Consider the following 16,813-nt stretch of genomic DNA (forward strand, 5'->3'; position numbering starts at 1 on the left):
TTTTTGCTTAGGTAAAATCGAGACACACAACGGGATTTGCGCTTTGCAGTGCGTCCCTTACACGAGACAAATCGCTTCGCAATTTGCTCGGCAGAGACAAACAACGAGATTTTGCTTCGCAAAACTCGGACCGGATTAAACGGGATTTTGCCTTCGGCAAAACCCGGATGGCGCGGGGTGGAGCAGCCCGGTAGCTCGTCAGGCTCATAACCTGAAGGCCGCAGGTTCAAATCCTGCCCCCGCAACCAAATCAAACAAAAGCCCGCTAGGTGAAAACCGGCGGGCTTTTGGCGTTCTCGAGCCATCGACAAAGCCAGCCAAGCGAAGCTCGAACCGACCTTGTGGCCGCCTTCGAAAAAACTTCACGGTGACGCACAATTCCGGCTTGCAGCTCTAGTCGCTAGAGGTCGTAGCCTTGCGGCAAGATATGCAAGGAGCACGTCATGGCAGGCAATATTCGTGAAAACCGCTATCGGGTCGAGGGCATGGATTGTGCGTCCTGCGCCTCGAAGATCGACACCGCCGTCCGGCGTATGCCGGGTGTCGAGGATGTCTCGGTTTCCGTTGCCGCGGGTACGATGTCGGTCAAGCACGCCGACGACGGCGCGCTTGCGGCTGACATCGTCAGCAAGGTCGGAAAACTCGGTTACCGGCTGCATCCGATGACCGGCCACCAGAAGCCGGCCATTGTTGCCGCACACACTTGCTCGGGCGACCATTCTCACGACCACGACCACGACCACGACCACGACCACGACCACGACCATTGCCATGGGCATGGGAATGACGGCGGCAAGCACGCGCACGCCGGCCATCACACGCATGATCATGGCAACAGCCACAACGCTGCCCGGCCATCTGTGTCACAGCCGCTAAATTCCCATGCACACGATCATGGCCCAACGACCGGTCCCTGGTGGCGATCGGGCAAAGGCCGGCTGACGATTGCCTGCGGTGTGGCGTTGGCCGCCGCCTACGGCCTCGGTCACCTTGTTCCGGCCACCGAGCCCTGGATCTTCACGCTTGCCATGCTGGTCGGTCTGCTGCCGATCGCGCGGCGCGCCTTCGCTGCCGCAACCTCGGGCACGCCGTTCTCGATCGAGATGTTGATGACGATTGCCGCCGTGGGAGCCGTCTTCATCGGCGCGACGGAAGAAGCGGCCATGGTCGTCTTGCTCTTTCTCGTCGGCGAACTGCTCGAAGGCGTGGCCGCAGGCAAGGCGCGGGCGAGCATCCAATCGCTGACGGCACTGGTGCCCAAGTCGGCCTATCTCGAGCGCAACGGCCGCGTCGATGAAGTGCCGGCCGAAAGTCTTCACGTCGGCGCCGTCATCCTCGTGCGCCCCGGCGACCGTGTTCCGGCCGATGGCATCATCCTCTCGGGCGAAAGCGCCGTCGACGAAGCACCAGTCACCGGCGAAAGCACGCCGGTGCACAAGGCTGTCGACGACGCACTCGTTGCCGGAACGGTCAATGGCGACGGCGCCCTGCGCGTCCGCGTGACGGCTGCCGCCTCGGACAATACTATTGCCCGCATCGTACGGCTCGTCGAGGAGGCGCAGGAAAGCAAGGCGCCGACCGAACGCTTCATCGATCGTTTCTCGCGCTACTATACGCCCGGCGTCGTCGTCGTCGCAGCACTCGTCGCGATCCTGCCGCCGCTTCTGGGTGGCGGCGTCTGGAGTGAATGGATCTACAAGGGGCTGGCGATCCTGTTGATCGGTTGCCCCTGCGCCCTGGTGATCTCGACGCCGGCAGCGATCGCCGCCAGCCTTTCGGCCGGTGCGCGCCGCGGCCTGCTTTTGAAGGGCGGCGCCGTACTGGAAAATGTCGGCAAGATCACCGCTGCGGCCTTCGACAAGACCGGCACGCTGACGGAAGGCAAGCCCCGTGTCACGGATGTCGTCGGCTTCGGCCGCGCCGAAAACGAAGTGATGGGCCTTGCCGCAGCGCTCGAGCAAGGATCGAGCCATCCATTGGCACGAGCGATCCTGCAGCGTGCTGGAGAGTTGACGTTGCCGATCCCAGGCATAGCGACGGTAAAGGCGATCGGCGGCAAGGGCCTTGAGGGTGTAGTCGGCACGGCCGACGTGTTCCTCGGGTCGCCGCAGGCTGCAAACGATCGCGTGCCGATGTCACCGGAGCAGAACGCGCGCATTGCGGCACTCAACGACGAGGGCAAGACGGTTTCGGTGCTGATTGCCGACAACGCGATCGTCGGTGCAATCGCCATGCGCGATGAACCGCGTCCCGATGCCGCCGCCGGCGTGAAGGCGCTGACCGACGCCGGCATCCATGTCGTCATGCTGACCGGCGACAATCGCCGCACGGCGGAGGCGATCGGCCGGCAATTCGGCATGGAAGTGCGCGCTGAACTGTTGCCCGAGGACAAGCAGCGCATCGTTGGCGAACTGAAGAAATCCGGCTTCAATGTCGCCAAGATCGGCGACGGCATCAACGATGCACCGGCGCTGGCTGCGGCCGATGTCGGCATCGCCATGGGCGGCGGCACGGACGTGGCCCTGGAGACGGCGGATGCGGCGGTGCTGCATGGCAGGGTCGGCGATGTCGCGGCGATGGTCCGGCTTTCCCGCTCTACAATGCGAAACATATTCCAGAATATCACTATTGCGCTCGGCTTGAAGGCCGTTTTCCTCGTCACGACCATCATTGGCATTACCGGCCTATGGCCGGCCATCCTTGCCGACACCGGCGCGACTGTGCTGGTGACCATGAATGCGCTCCGGCTGTTGCGGCCGGTCAAAGCAGCCTGAAGCAACCACCTAAAATGAAACCGGCGGCATTGATTGCCGCCGGTTTTTTGTTGCGGGCAGGCCTGATCAGCCTGTGTATATTCACGCTGGACTCTCATCAGCGATCCGGTGAGAGTATAAGGAGATCTCGTTTTGAGGGCTTCCGCGCCGGCAAATCGATGATAAACCTATACCAAATGGTAAAAAAATCGCCGGCACGGTTTCTGGGAAGAAGACCGAAGCGGGCCAGTTTGGGGATCGCAAGGCCAATATGGACAGTATTGCCATCGAACTGCGTGGGATCGACAAGAGCTTCGGTCCGGTTCACGCCAACAAGAATATCAATCTGAAGGTCCGCAAGGGTACGATCCACGGCGTCATCGGTGAAAACGGTGCGGGTAAATCGACCCTGATGTCGATCCTCTACGGCTTCTATCAGGCCGACAGTGGCGAGATCCACGTGGATGGCAAGCAGGTGACGATCCGCGACCCGAACGCCGCGATCGCCGCCGGCATCGGCATGGTGCACCAGCACTTCATGCTGGTCGAGAACTTTACGGTTCTCGAAAACATCATGCTCGGCGCGGAAGAAAGCCAGATCCTCAACAAGGGCATCGCCAAGGCGCGGGAAGAGCTGAAGCGGCTTGAGCGCGAATATGCGCTGGAGGTCAATCCGGATGCGGTCATCGAGGAATTGCCGGTCGGTCTGCAGCAGCGCGTCGAGATCCTGAAGGCGCTCTATCGCCGCGCCGATATCCTGATCCTGGACGAGCCTACCGGCGTGTTGACGCCGGCCGAGGCTGACCATCTCTTCCGCGTTCTCGAACAGCTGAAGAGCCAGGGCAAGACCATCATTCTCATCACCCATAAGCTCAGGGAAATCATGGCGATTACCGACGAAGTGTCGGTGATGCGGCGTGGCGAGATGGTGGCGACGCGAAAGACAGCGGAGACCTCGGTCGAGGAACTCGCCGAACTGATGGTCGGCCGCCGCGTGCTGCTGCGGGTGGAGAAGGGTGAGGCCAAGCCCGGCGACGTCAAGCTCTCCGTCAACGGTCTGACCGTCAAGGACGGCCGCGGCGTCACCATGGTCGATAATGTCTCCTTCAATCTCCGGGCTGGCGAAATCGTCGGCATTGCCGGCGTTGCCGGCAATGGCCAGTCGGAACTGCTGGAGGCGATTTCCGGTATCCGCCGCGCGGTTTCCGGCGAAGTCCACCTGAACGGCAAGCCGATCAACGTCACCGGCCATGTCGATCCCAAGGACCTGCGCGACCGCGGTCTCGCTCACGTGCCGGAAGACCGGCATCATGTCGGGCTCGTTTTGAAATTCGAGGAATGCGAAAACGCCATCCTCGGCTATCACCACGACAAGCGTTACCTTAACGGCGTCTTTCTGAACGTCGATGCCATCCGCAAGGATGCCGAACAGCGGATCGCCGAATACGACATCCGCCCGCCGAACGCCCGGCTGAAGACCGCCAATTTCTCCGGCGGCAATCAGCAGAAGATCGTTCTTGCCCGCGAGATGGAGCGGAGCCCGGATGTGCTGATCATCGGCCAGCCGACCCGCGGCGTCGACGTCGGCGCCATTGAATTCATCCACAAACGGATCATCGAGATGCGCGACCAGGGCAAGGCTGTCCTGCTCGTCTCCGTCGAACTCGATGAAATCCGCGCCCTGTCGGACCGTATCCTGGTCATGTTTGCCGGCCGTGTCGTCGGCGAGCGCGATCCCGATGCGACCGAGGGCGAGCTGGGCCTGTTGATGGCCGGCGTCGAAGGCCGCAAGGAGGCCGCAGAATGAGCAATCCCTATGCAAAGCTTCCGGGCTGGATCGAATACGGCCTCGTCCCGCTGGTCAATCTCGCCGTCGCGTTTCTAGTTGCCGGTCTCGTGGTTCTGCTCGTCGGCGAAAACCCGCTCGAAGCCGCCTACCATCTGATCAACGGTGCCTTCGGCCGCGGCGAATACATCGGCTTCACGCTCTATTACGCCACGACCTTTATCTTCACCGGCCTTGCGGTCGCAGTCGCCTTCCATGCCGGGCTTTTCAACATCGGCGGCGAAGGTCAGGCCTATGTCGGCGGTATCGGCGTCGCGCTCGCGTGCCTCTGGCTCGACCAGACGATGCCGTGGTTCGTGGTTTTCCCGCTGGCGATTATCGGTTCGGCCCTGTTCGGCGCTGCCTGGGCGTTCCTGCCGGGCTGGCTGCAGGCCAAGCGCGGCAGCCATATCGTCATCACCACCATCATGTTCAACTTCATCGCGTCGAGCCTGATGGTCTATCTCCTGACCCGGGTGTTGAAACCGCTCGGCTCGATGTCGCCACAAACCCGCACCTTTGCGGAAGGCGGCCAGCTTCCCAAGCTTGACTGGCTGCTGTCGATCTTCGGGCTCGATATCGGAACCGCGCCGTTCAACGTGTCGTTCCTGCTGGCGCTGATCGCCGCCTTTGGCGTCTGGCTTTTGATCTGGCGCACCAAGCTCGGCTATGAGATGCGCACCATGGGCCACAGCCCGTCGGCCGCCCGTTATGCCGGCATGAGCGAGAGCCGCATCACCGTCATTACCATGATGATCTCAGGCGCGCTTGCCGGCATGATGGCGCTCAACCCCATCATGGGTGAGCAGGGCCGCATGCAGCTCGATTTCGTCCAGGGTGCAGGCTTCGTCGGCATCGCGGTTGCCCTCATGGGCCGTTCGCATCCCGCCGGCATCATCCCTGCGGCCGTTCTCTTCGGTGTGCTCTATCAGGGTGGCGCCGAGATCTCGTTCGAAATGCCGTCGATCTCGCGCGACATGATCGTCATCATTCAGGGCCTCGTCATTCTGTTTGCGGGCGCCCTTGAAAACATGTTCCGGCCGGCGATCACCCGGCTGTTTTCCACCTCCAGCCGGCGCGCCGCGGTCGTTGCCCAGACCAAGGGAGCTTGAGCCATGGATTTCTTCCACGTCATCGTGGTGCTCCTTGAGTCCACCATCCGCGTCTCCGTACCGCTGATCTTTGCCGCCCTCGCCGGGCTCTTCACCGAGCGTGCCGGTATCTTCGATATCGGCCTTGAGGGCAAAATGCTGGGTGCGGCCTTTGCCGCTGGCGCGGTCGCCGCCATCACCCAATCCGTCTGGCTGGGGCTGCTTGCCGCCATCCTCATCTCGGTGGCCCTGTCGCTGGTTCATGGTTACGCATCGATCACCCAGCGCGGCAACCAGATCGTTTCCGGCGTCGCCATCAACTTCATCGTCGCCGGTTCCACCGTCATCTTGGGCGAAGCCTGGTTCCGTCAGGGTGGGCGCACGCCGGCGCTGGCCGAAGGCGCCCGGTTCCAGACGATCAATTTCCCCTTCGCGGACACCATTCGCGAGGTTCCCTTCATCGGACCGATCTATGCCGACCTGCTGTCCGGCCATTTCATCCTGACCTATCTGGCCTTCGCCATGGTGCCGCTCAGCTGGTGGATCCTTTACCGCACCCGCTTCGGCCTCAGGCTGCGCGCCGTCGGCGAAAACCCGGGTGCCGTCGACACAGCCGGCATTTCGGTGATCTGGATGCGGTATCGCGCCGTCATCTGCTGCGGCATCCTGTGTGGCTTTGCCGGCGCCTACCTGTCGCTGGCGATGACCGCCGGCTTCGTCAAGGGTATGACGGCCGGTAAGGGCTATATCGCTCTTGCAGCCTTGATCTTCGCCAAGTGGCGGCCGTTCAACATCATGCTTGCCTGCCTGCTCTTCGGCTTCCTCGATGCATTTGCGATCCGTCTGCAGGGCAATCCCCTGCCGCTGATCGGCCAGGTGCCGGTGCAGCTGATGCAGGCACTGCCCTATATTCTCACCGTCATCTTGCTTGCCGGCTTCATCGGCAAGGCCATCCCGCCGAAAGCCGGCGGTGTCCCCTATGTGAAGGAGCGGTAAGACCATGGAAAACGAGCTCTTCGAGGCCGCCCGCGAGGCGATGGCCAAGGCGCATGCGCCTTATTCCAAGTTTCCTGTTGGTGCCGCGATCCGTGCTGAAGACGGCCAGATCTATACCGGCGCAAACATCGAGAACCTCTCCTTCCCGGAGGGATGGTGTGCCGAGACCACTGCCATCAGCCACATGGTCATGGCCGGCCAGCGCAAGATCATGGAAGTTGCCGTGATTGCCGAGAAGCTGGCGCTCTGCCCGCCTTGCGGCGGCTGCCGGCAGCGGCTTGCGGAATTCTCCGGCGCCAGTACCCGGATCTATCTCTGCGACGAGACGGGCGTGAAGAAGACGCTGGCTCTGTCGGATCTGCTGCCGCACAGCTTCGAGACCGAGATCCTCGGATGAACAGCGCTGCGGAATTTCTGCGGGACAGGCTCGGTGGCCTGTCTCCACGCTATGGCATTGTCCTCGGGTCAGGACTTGGCACACTTGTCGAAGCGGTCGGCGGCGCGATCCGCATTTCCTACGCGGATATTCCCGGTTTTCCCGTCAGCAGCGTTTCTGGCCATGCCGGCGAACTCGTCGCAGGCTTGCTTGGCGACGTTCCCGTCGTGATGCTGTCCGGCCGGGTGCATTATTACGAGAGCGGTGACGCCAACGCGATGCGCGTGCCGCTCCAAACCCTGAAGGACCTCGGCGTCGAAAACCTGGTGCTGACCAATTCCGCGGGCTCGCTCAGGGACGATCTGCCGCCCGGATCGGTGATGCGGATTTCGGACCATATCAACTTTTCCGGCTTCAATCCGCTGATCGGCGTCGAAAGCGACGATCGCTTCGTCGGCATGACCAGTGCCTATGATGCCGCACTCGGCGACCGCATGCGGGCCGCAGCCGAGCGGTTGGCGATACCCTTGCAGGACGGCGTTTACATGTGGTTTTCCGGGCCGAGCTTCGAAACGCCGGCGGAAATTCGCATGGCGCGCGTGCTCGGAGCCGATGCCGTCGGCATGTCGACCGTGCCGGAAGTGATCCTTGCGCGCTTCATGGGCCTGAAGGTCGCGGCAGCCTCGGTGATCACCAATTTCGGCGCGGGCATGACCGGTGGCGAACTCAGCCATCATGAAACCAAGGACATGGCCCCCGTCGGCGGCAAGCGGCTCGCCGCGATTCTCAAGGAAATGATTTCCACCGAAGCGGCGGCCAACTGACCATGCTTCCCCAGGAGATCATCCGTCGCAAGCGAAATGGCGGGAGCCTCGAAGCGGCAGACATTGCACGCTTCGTCCGCGGTCTCTCCGATGGCTCGATTTCGGAGGGCCAGGTTGCGGCCTTCGCCATGGCCATCTGGTTTTCAGGCATGAGCCGCGACGAGACGGTGGCGCTGACACTGGCCATGCGCGATTCCGGTGAAACGCTCGACTGGAGCAGCATCGGCCGCCCCATCGTCGACAAGCATTCCACCGGTGGTGTCGGCGACAACGTCTCACTGATGCTCGCCCCGATCGTTGCCGCATGCGGCCTGGCCGTTCCGATGATCTCCGGGCGGGGATTGGGTCACACCGGCGGCACGCTCGACAAGCTCGAATCCATACCCGGCTATGATATCCAGCCGTCGGCGGCACTGTTCCGCAAGACGGTCGACGAGGTCGGCTGCGCCATCATCGGCCAGACCGCCAATCTGGCGCCCGCCGACAAGCGGCTCTACGCCATCCGTGACGTCACCGCGACCGTCGATTCCGTTCCGCTGATTACGGCTTCGATCCTGTCCAAGAAGCTTGCCGCCGGCCTGCAGTCGCTGGTGCTCGACGTCAAGGTCGGCAATGGCTCGTTCATGAGCGATGCCGGCGAGGCCGAGGTGCTGGCCCGATCGCTGGTCGATGTCGCCAATGGCGCCGGCGTGCGCACGTCGGCATTGCTTACGGACATGAATGAACCTCTGGCCGATGCGGCCGGCAACGCACTCGAGATCTGGAACTGCCTTGCCTTTCTCAAGGGCGACAAGCGTGGCACTCGTCTCGAAACTGTCGTGATGGCCTTTGCCGCCGAAATGCTTGTTGCAGCCGGTGCTGCAGTCGATCCGACAGCCGGCGAGGCACTAGCCCGCGCGGCGCTTGCAAACGGTGCGGCGATCGAGCGTTTCGCTGGGATGGTGCATGCGCTCGGCGGTCCCGCGGATTTCGTCGATCGGCCGGGACAATACCTCGTGCCGGCGCCGGTCATCCTGCCAGTGGAAGCCGAAAGCGACGGCTTTTTGCAGTCCTGCCGGACTCGCGATCTCGGGATGAGCGTTATTGCTCTGGGCGGCGGGCGGACACATCCGAGCGACCAGATCGATCATCGCGTTGGCTTCTCCGCGTTGAAGCCTCTGGGAACGCCGATCGCCAAAGGGGAGCCCTTCGCGTTCGTCCATGCTGCGGACGAGAATGCGGCGGTGCGGGCGCGCCAAGAGATCCGGTCACTCTACGTGATCGCCGACATCCAGCCGGAGACGTGTGCGCCGGTCCTTTCAAGGATCACCTGACCAGGTGCAGAGCGCCGTCTTCGACGCGATAGGATGATAGCCGGCTGAGGAAGCTCATGCCCACGAGCATTCCGGAAAGCGACTTGTCCGGCAGCACGAAGGCGTCGACGTCCCGCAGGGATATGCCGCCGATTTCTACCCTGTTCAGTTTCGCCCGTGCCGCGCCGACCTCACCATTGGCTGTTCCAACCCGAACGTCGAATGTCAGTGTCGCCGGTGAAAGGCCGAGCCTGCGCGCGGTCGAGACATTGATCGCGATCGTGCTGGCGCCGGTATCGACCATGCCGCGCTCGGTGCGGCCGTTGATGCGGAAGGCGCCGAAGAAATGGCCCGAGCGGTCGGCTTCAAGCACCACGTCTTTTCCAGCTGCATATTTTGCAGTCGTTGCCGGAACGGCGCCGCTTGCTGCGGTCCTGCCTGTATCGGCGGGCTTGGGGCTTGAGAGATAGGAACTCGCAAGGTCTGGAATGACCAGGGCCGCAACCGCGATGCCGCCGGCAAATGTCAGCAGACGTCCGAACAATGGCCTGGCCTCCCGTGCTTTGGGCCGCACACATGCGTCCCGATCGAGCGTTCAGTAGAACAGGGGAAGGGCTAATAGGGCACAAAAAAACCGCCGGTTTGCCGGCGGTTTTTGGTCAATTCTTCGCTCTGGTTAAGAAACGGAAAATTACTTCGTTCCGTACATGCGGTCACCGGCATCGCCGAGCCCGGGCATGATGTAGCCGAGTTCGTTCAGGTGGCTGTCGATCGATGCAGTGAAGATCGGCACATCCGGGTGCGCGGCCTGGAAGTTGCGGATACCTTCGGGCGCTGCGAGCAGGCAGAGGAAGCGCAGGTTCTTCGCGCCGCGTTCCTTCAGTTTGTCGATCGCCGCGATCGAGGAGTTGCCGGTCGCAAGCATCGGATCGACGACGATGATCAGCCGCTCGGACAGGCTTTCAGGCGCCTTGAAGAAGTATTCCACCGCTTCCAATGTATCGTGGTCGCGATAGACGCCGATATGCGAGACGCGGGCCGACGGCACCAGTTCGAGCATGCCTTCCAGCAGGCCGTTGCCAGCGCGCAGGATCGAAGCGAAGACAAGCTTCTTGCCTTCCAGCACCGGCGCGTCGATCTCCTGCATCGGCGTCTCGATGCGCTCCATCGTCAATTCCAGATCGCGCGTTACCTCGTAGCAGAGCAGCGTCGAGATTTCCCGAAGCAGTCGCCGGAAACCCGCGGTCGAGGTTTCCTTCTTGCGCATGATGGTCAGCTTGTGTTGCACAAGCGGATGATCGATCACTGTTACGCCGTCCATGGCCACCTTCCCGGAAGTTTCTGTATCCGCCCTTTTTCCATGGATTGCTCCGCGGCCGCAAGGGCGTTGGGCGGCTCGTTGTGTTCATCCCCAGCCGCGCCATCCATCTTGGCCCGGCGCGGGCTTGGATCAGACAAGCGCCAGCAATCTCTGGCGTGTCGCCTCGTCGACGAAAGCCGCCTCGATCGCAGTCCTGGTCATGCCGTTGATGTCGTCGTCGTTGAACCCCATCACCGCCGAGGCGATGTCGTATTCCTGGGCAAGCGAGGTGTGGAAGAAGGGCGGGTCGTCGGAATTGAGGGTCACCCGAACGCCGGCCTCGTGCAGGGCCGGCAAGGGATGGGAGCCGAAATCCGGGAAGACCTGCAACGAGATGTTGGATCCGGGGCAGACTTCCAGAACGACACGCTCATCGGCGATCCTCTTGACGAGATCCGCATCCTCGATCGCGCGCACGCCGTGGCTGATGCGCGACGGCCTGACATGGTCGAGCGCATCGCGCACGCTGAAGGCGCCGGACAGCTCGCCTGCGTGGATCGTCAGGCCAAGGCCGGCATCGCGGGCGATATCGAAGGCCCGGGCAAAATCGGCGACGCTGTGCATGCGTTCCTCGCCTGCCAGATTGAAGCCGGTGACCAGAGCGTGCTCTCTTTTGGCGGCAAACTCGGCCGTTCTGACGACCGATTCCGGACCGAGATGGCGGATGCCGGTGATCAACATGCGGGATTCGATCCCGGTCTTTGCCTTCGCCGCCTCCATACCAGCGGCCAGGCCCTCAAGATAGGCGTCGGCGCCAAGCCCGATCGTGTTGCCGTGATCCGGCGAAACGATGATCTCGCTGTAGATCGTTCCGACTTCCGCCAGTTCCGTGAGATACGTTTCAGCAAGAAGCGCATAGTCCTCCTGCGTGCGAAACAGCGAGGCGACTGCGTCGTAGCATTTCACGAAGCTGGTGAAGTCCGCCCAGACATAGGCGCGGTCGGCGATGATCTCGCTGGTATCGAGCCCGTACTTCTCCGCCTGCAACAGCGCCAGTTCCGGCGGCGTCGCGCCCTCGATGTGGCAGTGCAGTTCCGCCTTCTTCAGATGTGCGGTCAAATGAGGCTTCTCCCATGTAGGCCCGGTGCGATCCCGAGATGTCTGGCGACCGTTTCGCCGATATGTGCAAAGGTGTTGGCAATCCCGAGCGAACGGCTGCGCACCGCCGGCCCGAACATCAGCACCGGCACGCGCTCGCGTGTATGGTCCGTTCCGCGCCAGGTCGGGTCGCAGCCGTGATCGGCGGTCAGGATGACGATATCGCCGGGCTTCAGCCGCCGGTCGAGATCGGGCAGCCGTGCGTCGAAGGCTTCGAGGGCTGCTGCATAACCGGCGACATCGCGGCGGTGGCCGAAAAGCATGTCGAAATCAACGAAGTTGGTGAAGACGAGGTCGCCATCCTCGGCCTCATCGATTGCGGCAAGGCTCGCATCGAACAGCGCCATGTTGCCGTCGGCCTTGGTCAGCTTCGTCACGCCCTGGTGCGCGAAGATATCGCCGATCTTGCCGATCGCGTGCACCGTGCGGCCGGCGTGCGCCAGCCGGTCGAGAACCGTCGGCTCCGGCGGCAGAACCGAGTAGTCGCGCCGGTTGCCGGTTCGAACAAAGGTCTGTGGGCTTTGCCCGATGAAGGGGCGGGCGATGACGCGGCCGATATTGTGGTCGTCGACGAGGCGGCGAACGACTTGGCAGAACTCCAGCAGTCGCTCCAGCCCGAAAGTGTGCTCGTGTGCGGCAATCTGAAAGACGCTGTCGGAGGAGGTGTAGCAGATCGGTTTGCCCGTGCGCATATGCTCCTCGCCGAGGCGGGCGATGATATCCGTACCGGAGGCGTGGCAATTGCCGAGAATGCCGGGGATGTTGCCCTCGCGGCAGATCGCCTCGACCAGCTCGGCGGGAAACGCGTCGCCTTCGGCCGGGAAATAGCCCCAGTCGAACATGACAGGCGTACCTGCAATCTCCCAATGGCCTGAGGGCGTATCCTTGCCGCGCGAGACTTCGCTCGCAGCGCCGTAGGCGCCGTAGACCCGGCCTGGCACCGGCATGCCCACCGGCACCCGCCCCGTTGCCAATTTCGCCGCGTGCATGAGCCCGAGTGCCGACATGTTGGGAAGATTGAGCGGCCCTTCGCGCAAGCCTGCGCGATCTGCCGCTCCGGTCGCGCAGAATTCGGCGATGTGGCCAAGCGTGTCCGCGCCGAGGTCGCCATAGGTTTCGGCATCCGGCGCACCGCCTATGCCGAAAGAATCGAGGACAAAGAGAAACGCGCGCGCCATGAACGATCCGGTAAGCCGGAGCGCGAGCGGAGCGCGCGGTCCGGTGCTGCAACGAGCGCGGAAGCAGATGCCGCCAGCGCAATCCCGAAGGAATAGCGCCGGCGAAGTCGCATTGCAATTGGGTTCGGTTATGCTGCGATCAGCAGTCGGGGCACTTTATGATTTCCGCCTGGCGCGAACGGAAATAGGCCGTCTTGGACAGGTTGATCGTCTTGAGTGTGCTGGACCCCAGGCCCTCGGCAAAGAGCAGAAGTTCGTGCGGAACGACGAGTTCGGTGCGAACGACGAAGGCTTCGGTGGTGGCGAACTGCGCCGGTACAGTTGTCGCAGAGTTTGCGGGGTAGGGTATCGCGCCACTCTGATCGCGCGACCAGATCACAGTGCCTTTGTTGGCGGCGTCGACTTTGATTCCGGTTATCTTCAGGGTGTATCCGGAATTCTGGTAGGGTGCGAGGATGCTCTTGGCGACACTCGACATGTTGCCGAGATAGGTTTTGTTAACCTCTGACTGTTGCGCCACCATATCCGCCACCGAGCTTGCGGCCCGTTCGACCTTGTTCTTCACCGAGAACCCCAGGGTAACTTCGAACGCCCCGATATAGGCGACGATCAACATTGGGATCACCATGGCGAATTCGATCGCGCCGAAACCGCTGCGGTCTTTTGCGAGCAACGTAATCGCGCCGCGAGTACGGGCAAACAAGGCGATTGTCTTCTTCGTAAGAGAGGTCACGGACGCCCTCATTCGTTTTCGTTGCGGAAAGTCGCGGTCGCGACCATGAGATAGTCTCGTGGCATGCTCGCACCGGCGGGGCGCAGATTGGTCACGAAAGGACGGACAAGGTCCGTGATCACGCTCCATCGGTAGTACGCGCGCAACACGTTGTATGTGCCCGGTCCTCCCGGTGCGAAGGAGAAGTTCCCGGTATTGATGTCGTTGGATTTGGCCATTCGCGGTATATCGACTGGCAGTTGAGCCAGGTCGGTCGTGCTCTTGACATCGATAAGCAACCTGCTCGGAATGTTCACTTCGTTGCCGGTGCACGTCAGCATCACCGAGATCTCGGCGCAGAACGCCTGACGGAACTGTTTTTCCGTCATGTCGGTGGGCTTGCCTCTGGCGAAGGTGATCTCGCCAGTGCGAACTTTGCGCGCCATCACCTCCGTCGCGTTGGCCAGGAGGCGCTCGCCCGCAAAGGCAAAGAATGTCTCGAAGCAGGCAAAAGTGACCACAAGGAACGGGATCGCCAGAATCGCGAACTCGATCGACGCCGCGCCACTTCTATTCCCAAACAGACGCCGCAGCGGACCGCGATTTGATCTCGAAGATTGCCTAGAGCCTTGAACTTCCTGTTCGGCCAACATCTCGTCGTCCCATCATGTTACGTTTGATGGGTGAGAAATAAGGGGTAACTCTTGATATTTCGTTCTCGATGATCATCGGCATTTTAATGATCGCCGGCGTTTTTTACCTGATTCTAATTGGTGGCGCCGGTCGTTTTGCGTTCGGCATGCCGCTCACAGTTCGGGGTGCACGACAGCACGGTACGTGAAGTCTGCTTGTAGACACGCACGGTATTGCCCTCGTCGATAGAGACGAGAATGCGCTCGTCGACAATCGCATTGCCATCCTGGTCCAGGATCACAAGGTTCGTCGTGCCGAAATTGCGGCCTGTGACGACGATGGTCTTTGCGTCGGCGACCGTTGCGTCGGCAACATCAGCGTTGCCGATGATCACTTTGCTTACGGGGCGATCAAGCTTGAGGACGCGCGCGTGATCCATGTAGACGCGCATGATGTCATCCTGGGCAAGGGCGGGCCGGGTTGGAGACACCGCAAAAAGCCCGACGAGCACGAGAAGAGATAAGCTGGCTTGGGCGGTCGTGGAGGGCACAGACATGGGGCGTCCTTGAGGTGACATTGCCGCATCCTCGCGCGTCTTGGTGAATGAAGCATTAAGGTACAAGCATCTCGCCCGGCCTGGAAATGTTTGCCGTTCGTTTACCCAAAAATCAGCGATGCGACGTTCATCTTTTAGTAACCGCCTTCCTTAAGTCGGTAGCAATCCGGCGGGCATAGGTTGGGCTCATCCGATCAACGGCAACAGTTGGCGGACGTGCTGAACAACAATCGCGAAGTAGGAGAATCATCATGAAGAAGATTTTTGCCCGTCTGATGAAGGACGAGTCTGGCGCAACTGCAATCGAATACGGCCTCATTGCTGCCCTCATCTCCGTTGCGCTAATCGGTGGCGCGACCCAGCTGGGCAACGTTCTCGACGGCCAGTTTACGTTCCTCGCCGATCAGGTGACCGGTTCGCAGACCGCGCCGTAAGGCAACCTTAAGCCTCACGGAATGAAAAGCAGAAAGCCGCCCTTGTTGGCGGCTTTTTGTTACCTTGGCAGATATGTTCAGGAACATCCCGCCTTTAAGACGAATCGCTGAAGGCGGATAAGATGCTCAGGAATCAAAGTGCTGGAGCTCCCTGGTGCGTTCTTCCGAACGCACGGCGCTCTAAGTCTCGCTCGCGGAGTGGATTTCGATAAATGCTCTTGTTGGCCTTCCTTGCAATCTTTCCGCTGTGTCTGATTTGGGCCGCTGCCTCAGATCTGATGACGATGACGATACCGAATCGTCTGTCGCTGCTTCTTGCTGTTGGCGCGGTCCTCGCGAACGTCGCCGCCGGCTCCGGTTTCGTTGACATCGGTTTCGATGTGGCTGCCGGTCTGCTGGTCTTCCTTTTGTGCTTTTGCCTTTTTGCCTCCGGTGTCATGGGGGGCGGTGACGCAAAACTATTGAGCGCCTGCGCTCTTTGGTATGGGCTGAACGGCTCTCTTCTGGCGTTCCTTCTGTATGTCTCGCTTATGGGCGGCGTCTTGACTGTGCTCATTGTGATGTTGCGGTCCAGCCAGCATGTGTTGCTTGCCGCCGGCATTCCAATCCCTGGTCTTTTGCTGACCGCAAAGAAAATTCCCTATGCAATCGCGATTGCTGCCGGCGCATTCCTGGCCATTCCGGCCTCGCCCTTGTATCGAATGGCTCTCGCGCAGTTTGGCCTCTAGCGTTGATGGGTGCGGAAAGCTGCTCGGAAGGAGACTGTTAACCATACCCGTAGATGGGTCGTTAACTATAATTACACCAATTCCTGATCAATCTGATCCCGGCATATCTGCGGGGCACAGAAACGATCATGAAACCGGTTCGCATCATCATACTGACGGTGGCCGTCGCGTCGGCGGCGATGGCCGGGTTGTTGGCGATGAAGCTGACCCGCGGTCCTGCCCGGCTAACGGCCGAGCCCGTCATTGAGCGGGCTCCGACTGTCAATGTCCTCGTAGCCAGCAAGAGCTTACCTGTCGGGTCTCGCCTCGGCGGAGACGCCGTCCATTGGATGGCCTGGCCCAAGGACGGCATCGTCGATGGCCTCATCACCGAAGAAAACCGCCCATCGGCGATTGAAGACCTGACCGGCGCCGTCGTTCGGCTGCCGATATTCAATGGTGAGCCGGTGCGCAACGAGAAGGTTGCCGACTCCTCAAGTCGAATCATGTCGTCGCTCCTGCCTGCCGGCAAGCGCGCGGTTGCTACGGAAATTACCGTTGCGACAGGCGCCGGCGGTTTCATCCTGCCGAACGACCGGGTCGACGTCATCATGGTCCGCAAGTCGGACAACGATGTTTTCCTGACGGAAACGGTGCTCAGCAACGTCCGCGTTCTGGCGATCGACCAGCAGGTCGAGGAGAAGGACGATGGCTCCAAATCCGTGGTCGGCACCACGGCGACCCTGGAGCTGACCCCTGATCAATCAAAGGTCATGACCGTCGCCCAGCAGATGGCCGAGCGTATCTCGCTCGCCCTTCGCAGCGTCGCGGATGCTCAGGAGCCCGATACGAACGCAGCGGATTATCTTTTGAGCGGTGATGGCCAACCCAGCATTCAGGTCATCAAGTCTGGCTCCATCGTCAAGGGCGACGGTTCAAGTCAGGGCCAGCAACAATGAGCGATCGAGTGGAGCACAA

Annotated in this window: 17 protein-coding genes and 1 tRNA gene; 11 read left to right on the plus strand and 7 right to left on the minus strand. The window is 61.4% G+C overall.

From position 1 onward, the window contains the following. Positions 1 to 171: 171 nt before the first annotated feature. From AC1Q80_RS00005 to deoA, 8 genes are all read left to right on the plus strand, one after another. A tRNA-Met gene (locus AC1Q80_RS00005) sits at positions 172 to 248 on the plus strand. A gap of 195 nt (positions 249 to 443) precedes the next feature. Beyond that, on the plus strand, positions 444 to 2,774 hold the full coding sequence (locus tag AC1Q80_RS00010; protein WP_492359314.1) for a heavy metal translocating P-type ATPase: 2,331 nt from the start codon (positions 444 to 446) through the stop codon (positions 2,772 to 2,774). A 250-nt stretch (positions 2,775 to 3,024) separates the two neighbouring features. Further along, positions 3,025 to 4,560: an ABC transporter ATP-binding protein gene (locus AC1Q80_RS00015; RefSeq protein WP_492359315.1), complete on the plus strand. Its 1,536-nt coding sequence runs from the start codon at positions 3,025 to 3,027 to the stop codon at positions 4,558 to 4,560. Then, complete coding sequence (locus tag AC1Q80_RS00020; protein ID WP_492359316.1) at positions 4,557 to 5,690, plus strand: ABC transporter permease; 1,134 nt, start codon at positions 4,557 to 4,559, stop codon at positions 5,688 to 5,690. The genes AC1Q80_RS00015 and AC1Q80_RS00020 overlap by 4 nt, the downstream gene beginning before the upstream one ends. A gap of 3 nt (positions 5,691 to 5,693) precedes the next feature. Then, positions 5,694 to 6,665: an ABC transporter permease gene (locus AC1Q80_RS00025; RefSeq protein ID WP_077499548.1), complete on the plus strand. Its 972-nt coding sequence runs from the start codon at positions 5,694 to 5,696 to the stop codon at positions 6,663 to 6,665. A gap of 4 nt (positions 6,666 to 6,669) precedes the next feature. Then, positions 6,670 to 7,062: a cytidine deaminase gene (locus AC1Q80_RS00030; protein ID WP_077499546.1), complete on the plus strand. Its 393-nt coding sequence runs from the start codon at positions 6,670 to 6,672 to the stop codon at positions 7,060 to 7,062. Then, the gene (locus tag AC1Q80_RS00035; RefSeq protein ID WP_492359317.1) at positions 7,059 to 7,865 is read left to right on the plus strand and encodes a purine-nucleoside phosphorylase; all 807 of its coding nucleotides are present in this window, start codon (positions 7,059 to 7,061) and stop codon (positions 7,863 to 7,865) included. The genes AC1Q80_RS00030 and AC1Q80_RS00035 overlap by 4 nt, the downstream gene beginning before the upstream one ends. Continuing rightward, a complete protein-coding gene (deoA, locus tag AC1Q80_RS00040; RefSeq protein ID WP_492359834.1) occupies positions 7,862 to 9,178 on the plus strand; it encodes a thymidine phosphorylase in 1,317 nt (438 codons plus the stop codon). The genes AC1Q80_RS00035 and deoA overlap by 4 nt, the downstream gene beginning before the upstream one ends. Here deoA and AC1Q80_RS00045 read toward each other — a convergent pair. The 7 genes from AC1Q80_RS00045 to AC1Q80_RS00075 form a co-directional block, all read right to left on the minus strand. Next, on the minus strand, positions 9,171 to 9,701 hold the full coding sequence (locus tag AC1Q80_RS00045) for a TIGR02281 family clan AA aspartic protease (RefSeq protein ID WP_173418526.1): 531 nt from the start codon (positions 9,699 to 9,701) through the stop codon (positions 9,171 to 9,173). The genes deoA and AC1Q80_RS00045 overlap by 8 nt on opposite strands. 147 nt (positions 9,702 to 9,848) lie before the next feature. Continuing rightward, the gene (gene upp, locus AC1Q80_RS00050) at positions 9,849 to 10,478 is read right to left on the minus strand and encodes a uracil phosphoribosyltransferase (protein ID WP_077499538.1); all 630 of its coding nucleotides are present in this window, start codon (positions 10,476 to 10,478) and stop codon (positions 9,849 to 9,851) included. 129 nt (positions 10,479 to 10,607) lie between these two features. Continuing rightward, positions 10,608 to 11,576, minus strand: coding sequence for an adenosine deaminase (locus AC1Q80_RS00055; RefSeq protein WP_492359318.1), 969 nt, complete (start codon positions 11,574 to 11,576; stop codon positions 10,608 to 10,610). Beyond that, entirely contained in the window at positions 11,573 to 12,793 is a 1,221-nt protein-coding gene (locus AC1Q80_RS00060; protein WP_492359319.1) for a phosphopentomutase, read from the minus strand. The genes AC1Q80_RS00055 and AC1Q80_RS00060 overlap by 4 nt, the downstream gene beginning before the upstream one ends. Before the next feature lie 139 nt (positions 12,794 to 12,932). Continuing rightward, positions 12,933 to 13,538: a TadE/TadG family type IV pilus assembly protein gene (locus AC1Q80_RS00065; protein WP_173418529.1), complete on the minus strand. Its 606-nt coding sequence runs from the start codon at positions 13,536 to 13,538 to the stop codon at positions 12,933 to 12,935. Next, entirely contained in the window at positions 13,535 to 14,158 is a 624-nt protein-coding gene (locus AC1Q80_RS00070; RefSeq protein ID WP_173418530.1) for a TadE/TadG family type IV pilus assembly protein, read from the minus strand. Before AC1Q80_RS00070 ends, AC1Q80_RS00065 begins: the two co-directional genes overlap by 4 nt. A gap of 113 nt (positions 14,159 to 14,271) precedes the next feature. Next, positions 14,272 to 14,694: a pilus assembly protein N-terminal domain-containing protein gene (locus AC1Q80_RS00075; RefSeq protein ID WP_173420924.1), complete on the minus strand. Its 423-nt coding sequence runs from the start codon at positions 14,692 to 14,694 to the stop codon at positions 14,272 to 14,274. 251 nt (positions 14,695 to 14,945) lie between these two features. Between AC1Q80_RS00075 and AC1Q80_RS00080 the strand changes: the two genes are divergently transcribed. From AC1Q80_RS00080 to cpaB, 3 genes are all read left to right on the plus strand, one after another. Further along, positions 14,946 to 15,128, plus strand: coding sequence for a Flp family type IVb pilin (locus AC1Q80_RS00080; protein ID WP_173418531.1), 183 nt, complete (start codon positions 14,946 to 14,948; stop codon positions 15,126 to 15,128). A 212-nt stretch (positions 15,129 to 15,340) separates the two neighbouring features. Continuing rightward, positions 15,341 to 15,856 carry an A24 family peptidase gene (locus AC1Q80_RS00085; protein WP_492359320.1) on the plus strand — a complete coding sequence of 172 codons (516 nt, stop codon included), beginning with the start codon at positions 15,341 to 15,343 and terminating at the stop codon, positions 15,854 to 15,856. A gap of 128 nt (positions 15,857 to 15,984) precedes the next feature. Then, positions 15,985 to 16,794 carry a Flp pilus assembly protein CpaB gene (gene cpaB, locus AC1Q80_RS00090; RefSeq protein WP_173418533.1) on the plus strand — a complete coding sequence of 270 codons (810 nt, stop codon included), beginning with the start codon at positions 15,985 to 15,987 and terminating at the stop codon, positions 16,792 to 16,794. The last annotated feature ends 19 nt before the right edge of the window (positions 16,795 to 16,813 follow it).

It is taken from the genome of Ensifer sp. GW823-FHT05D09, assembly GCF_058795755.1.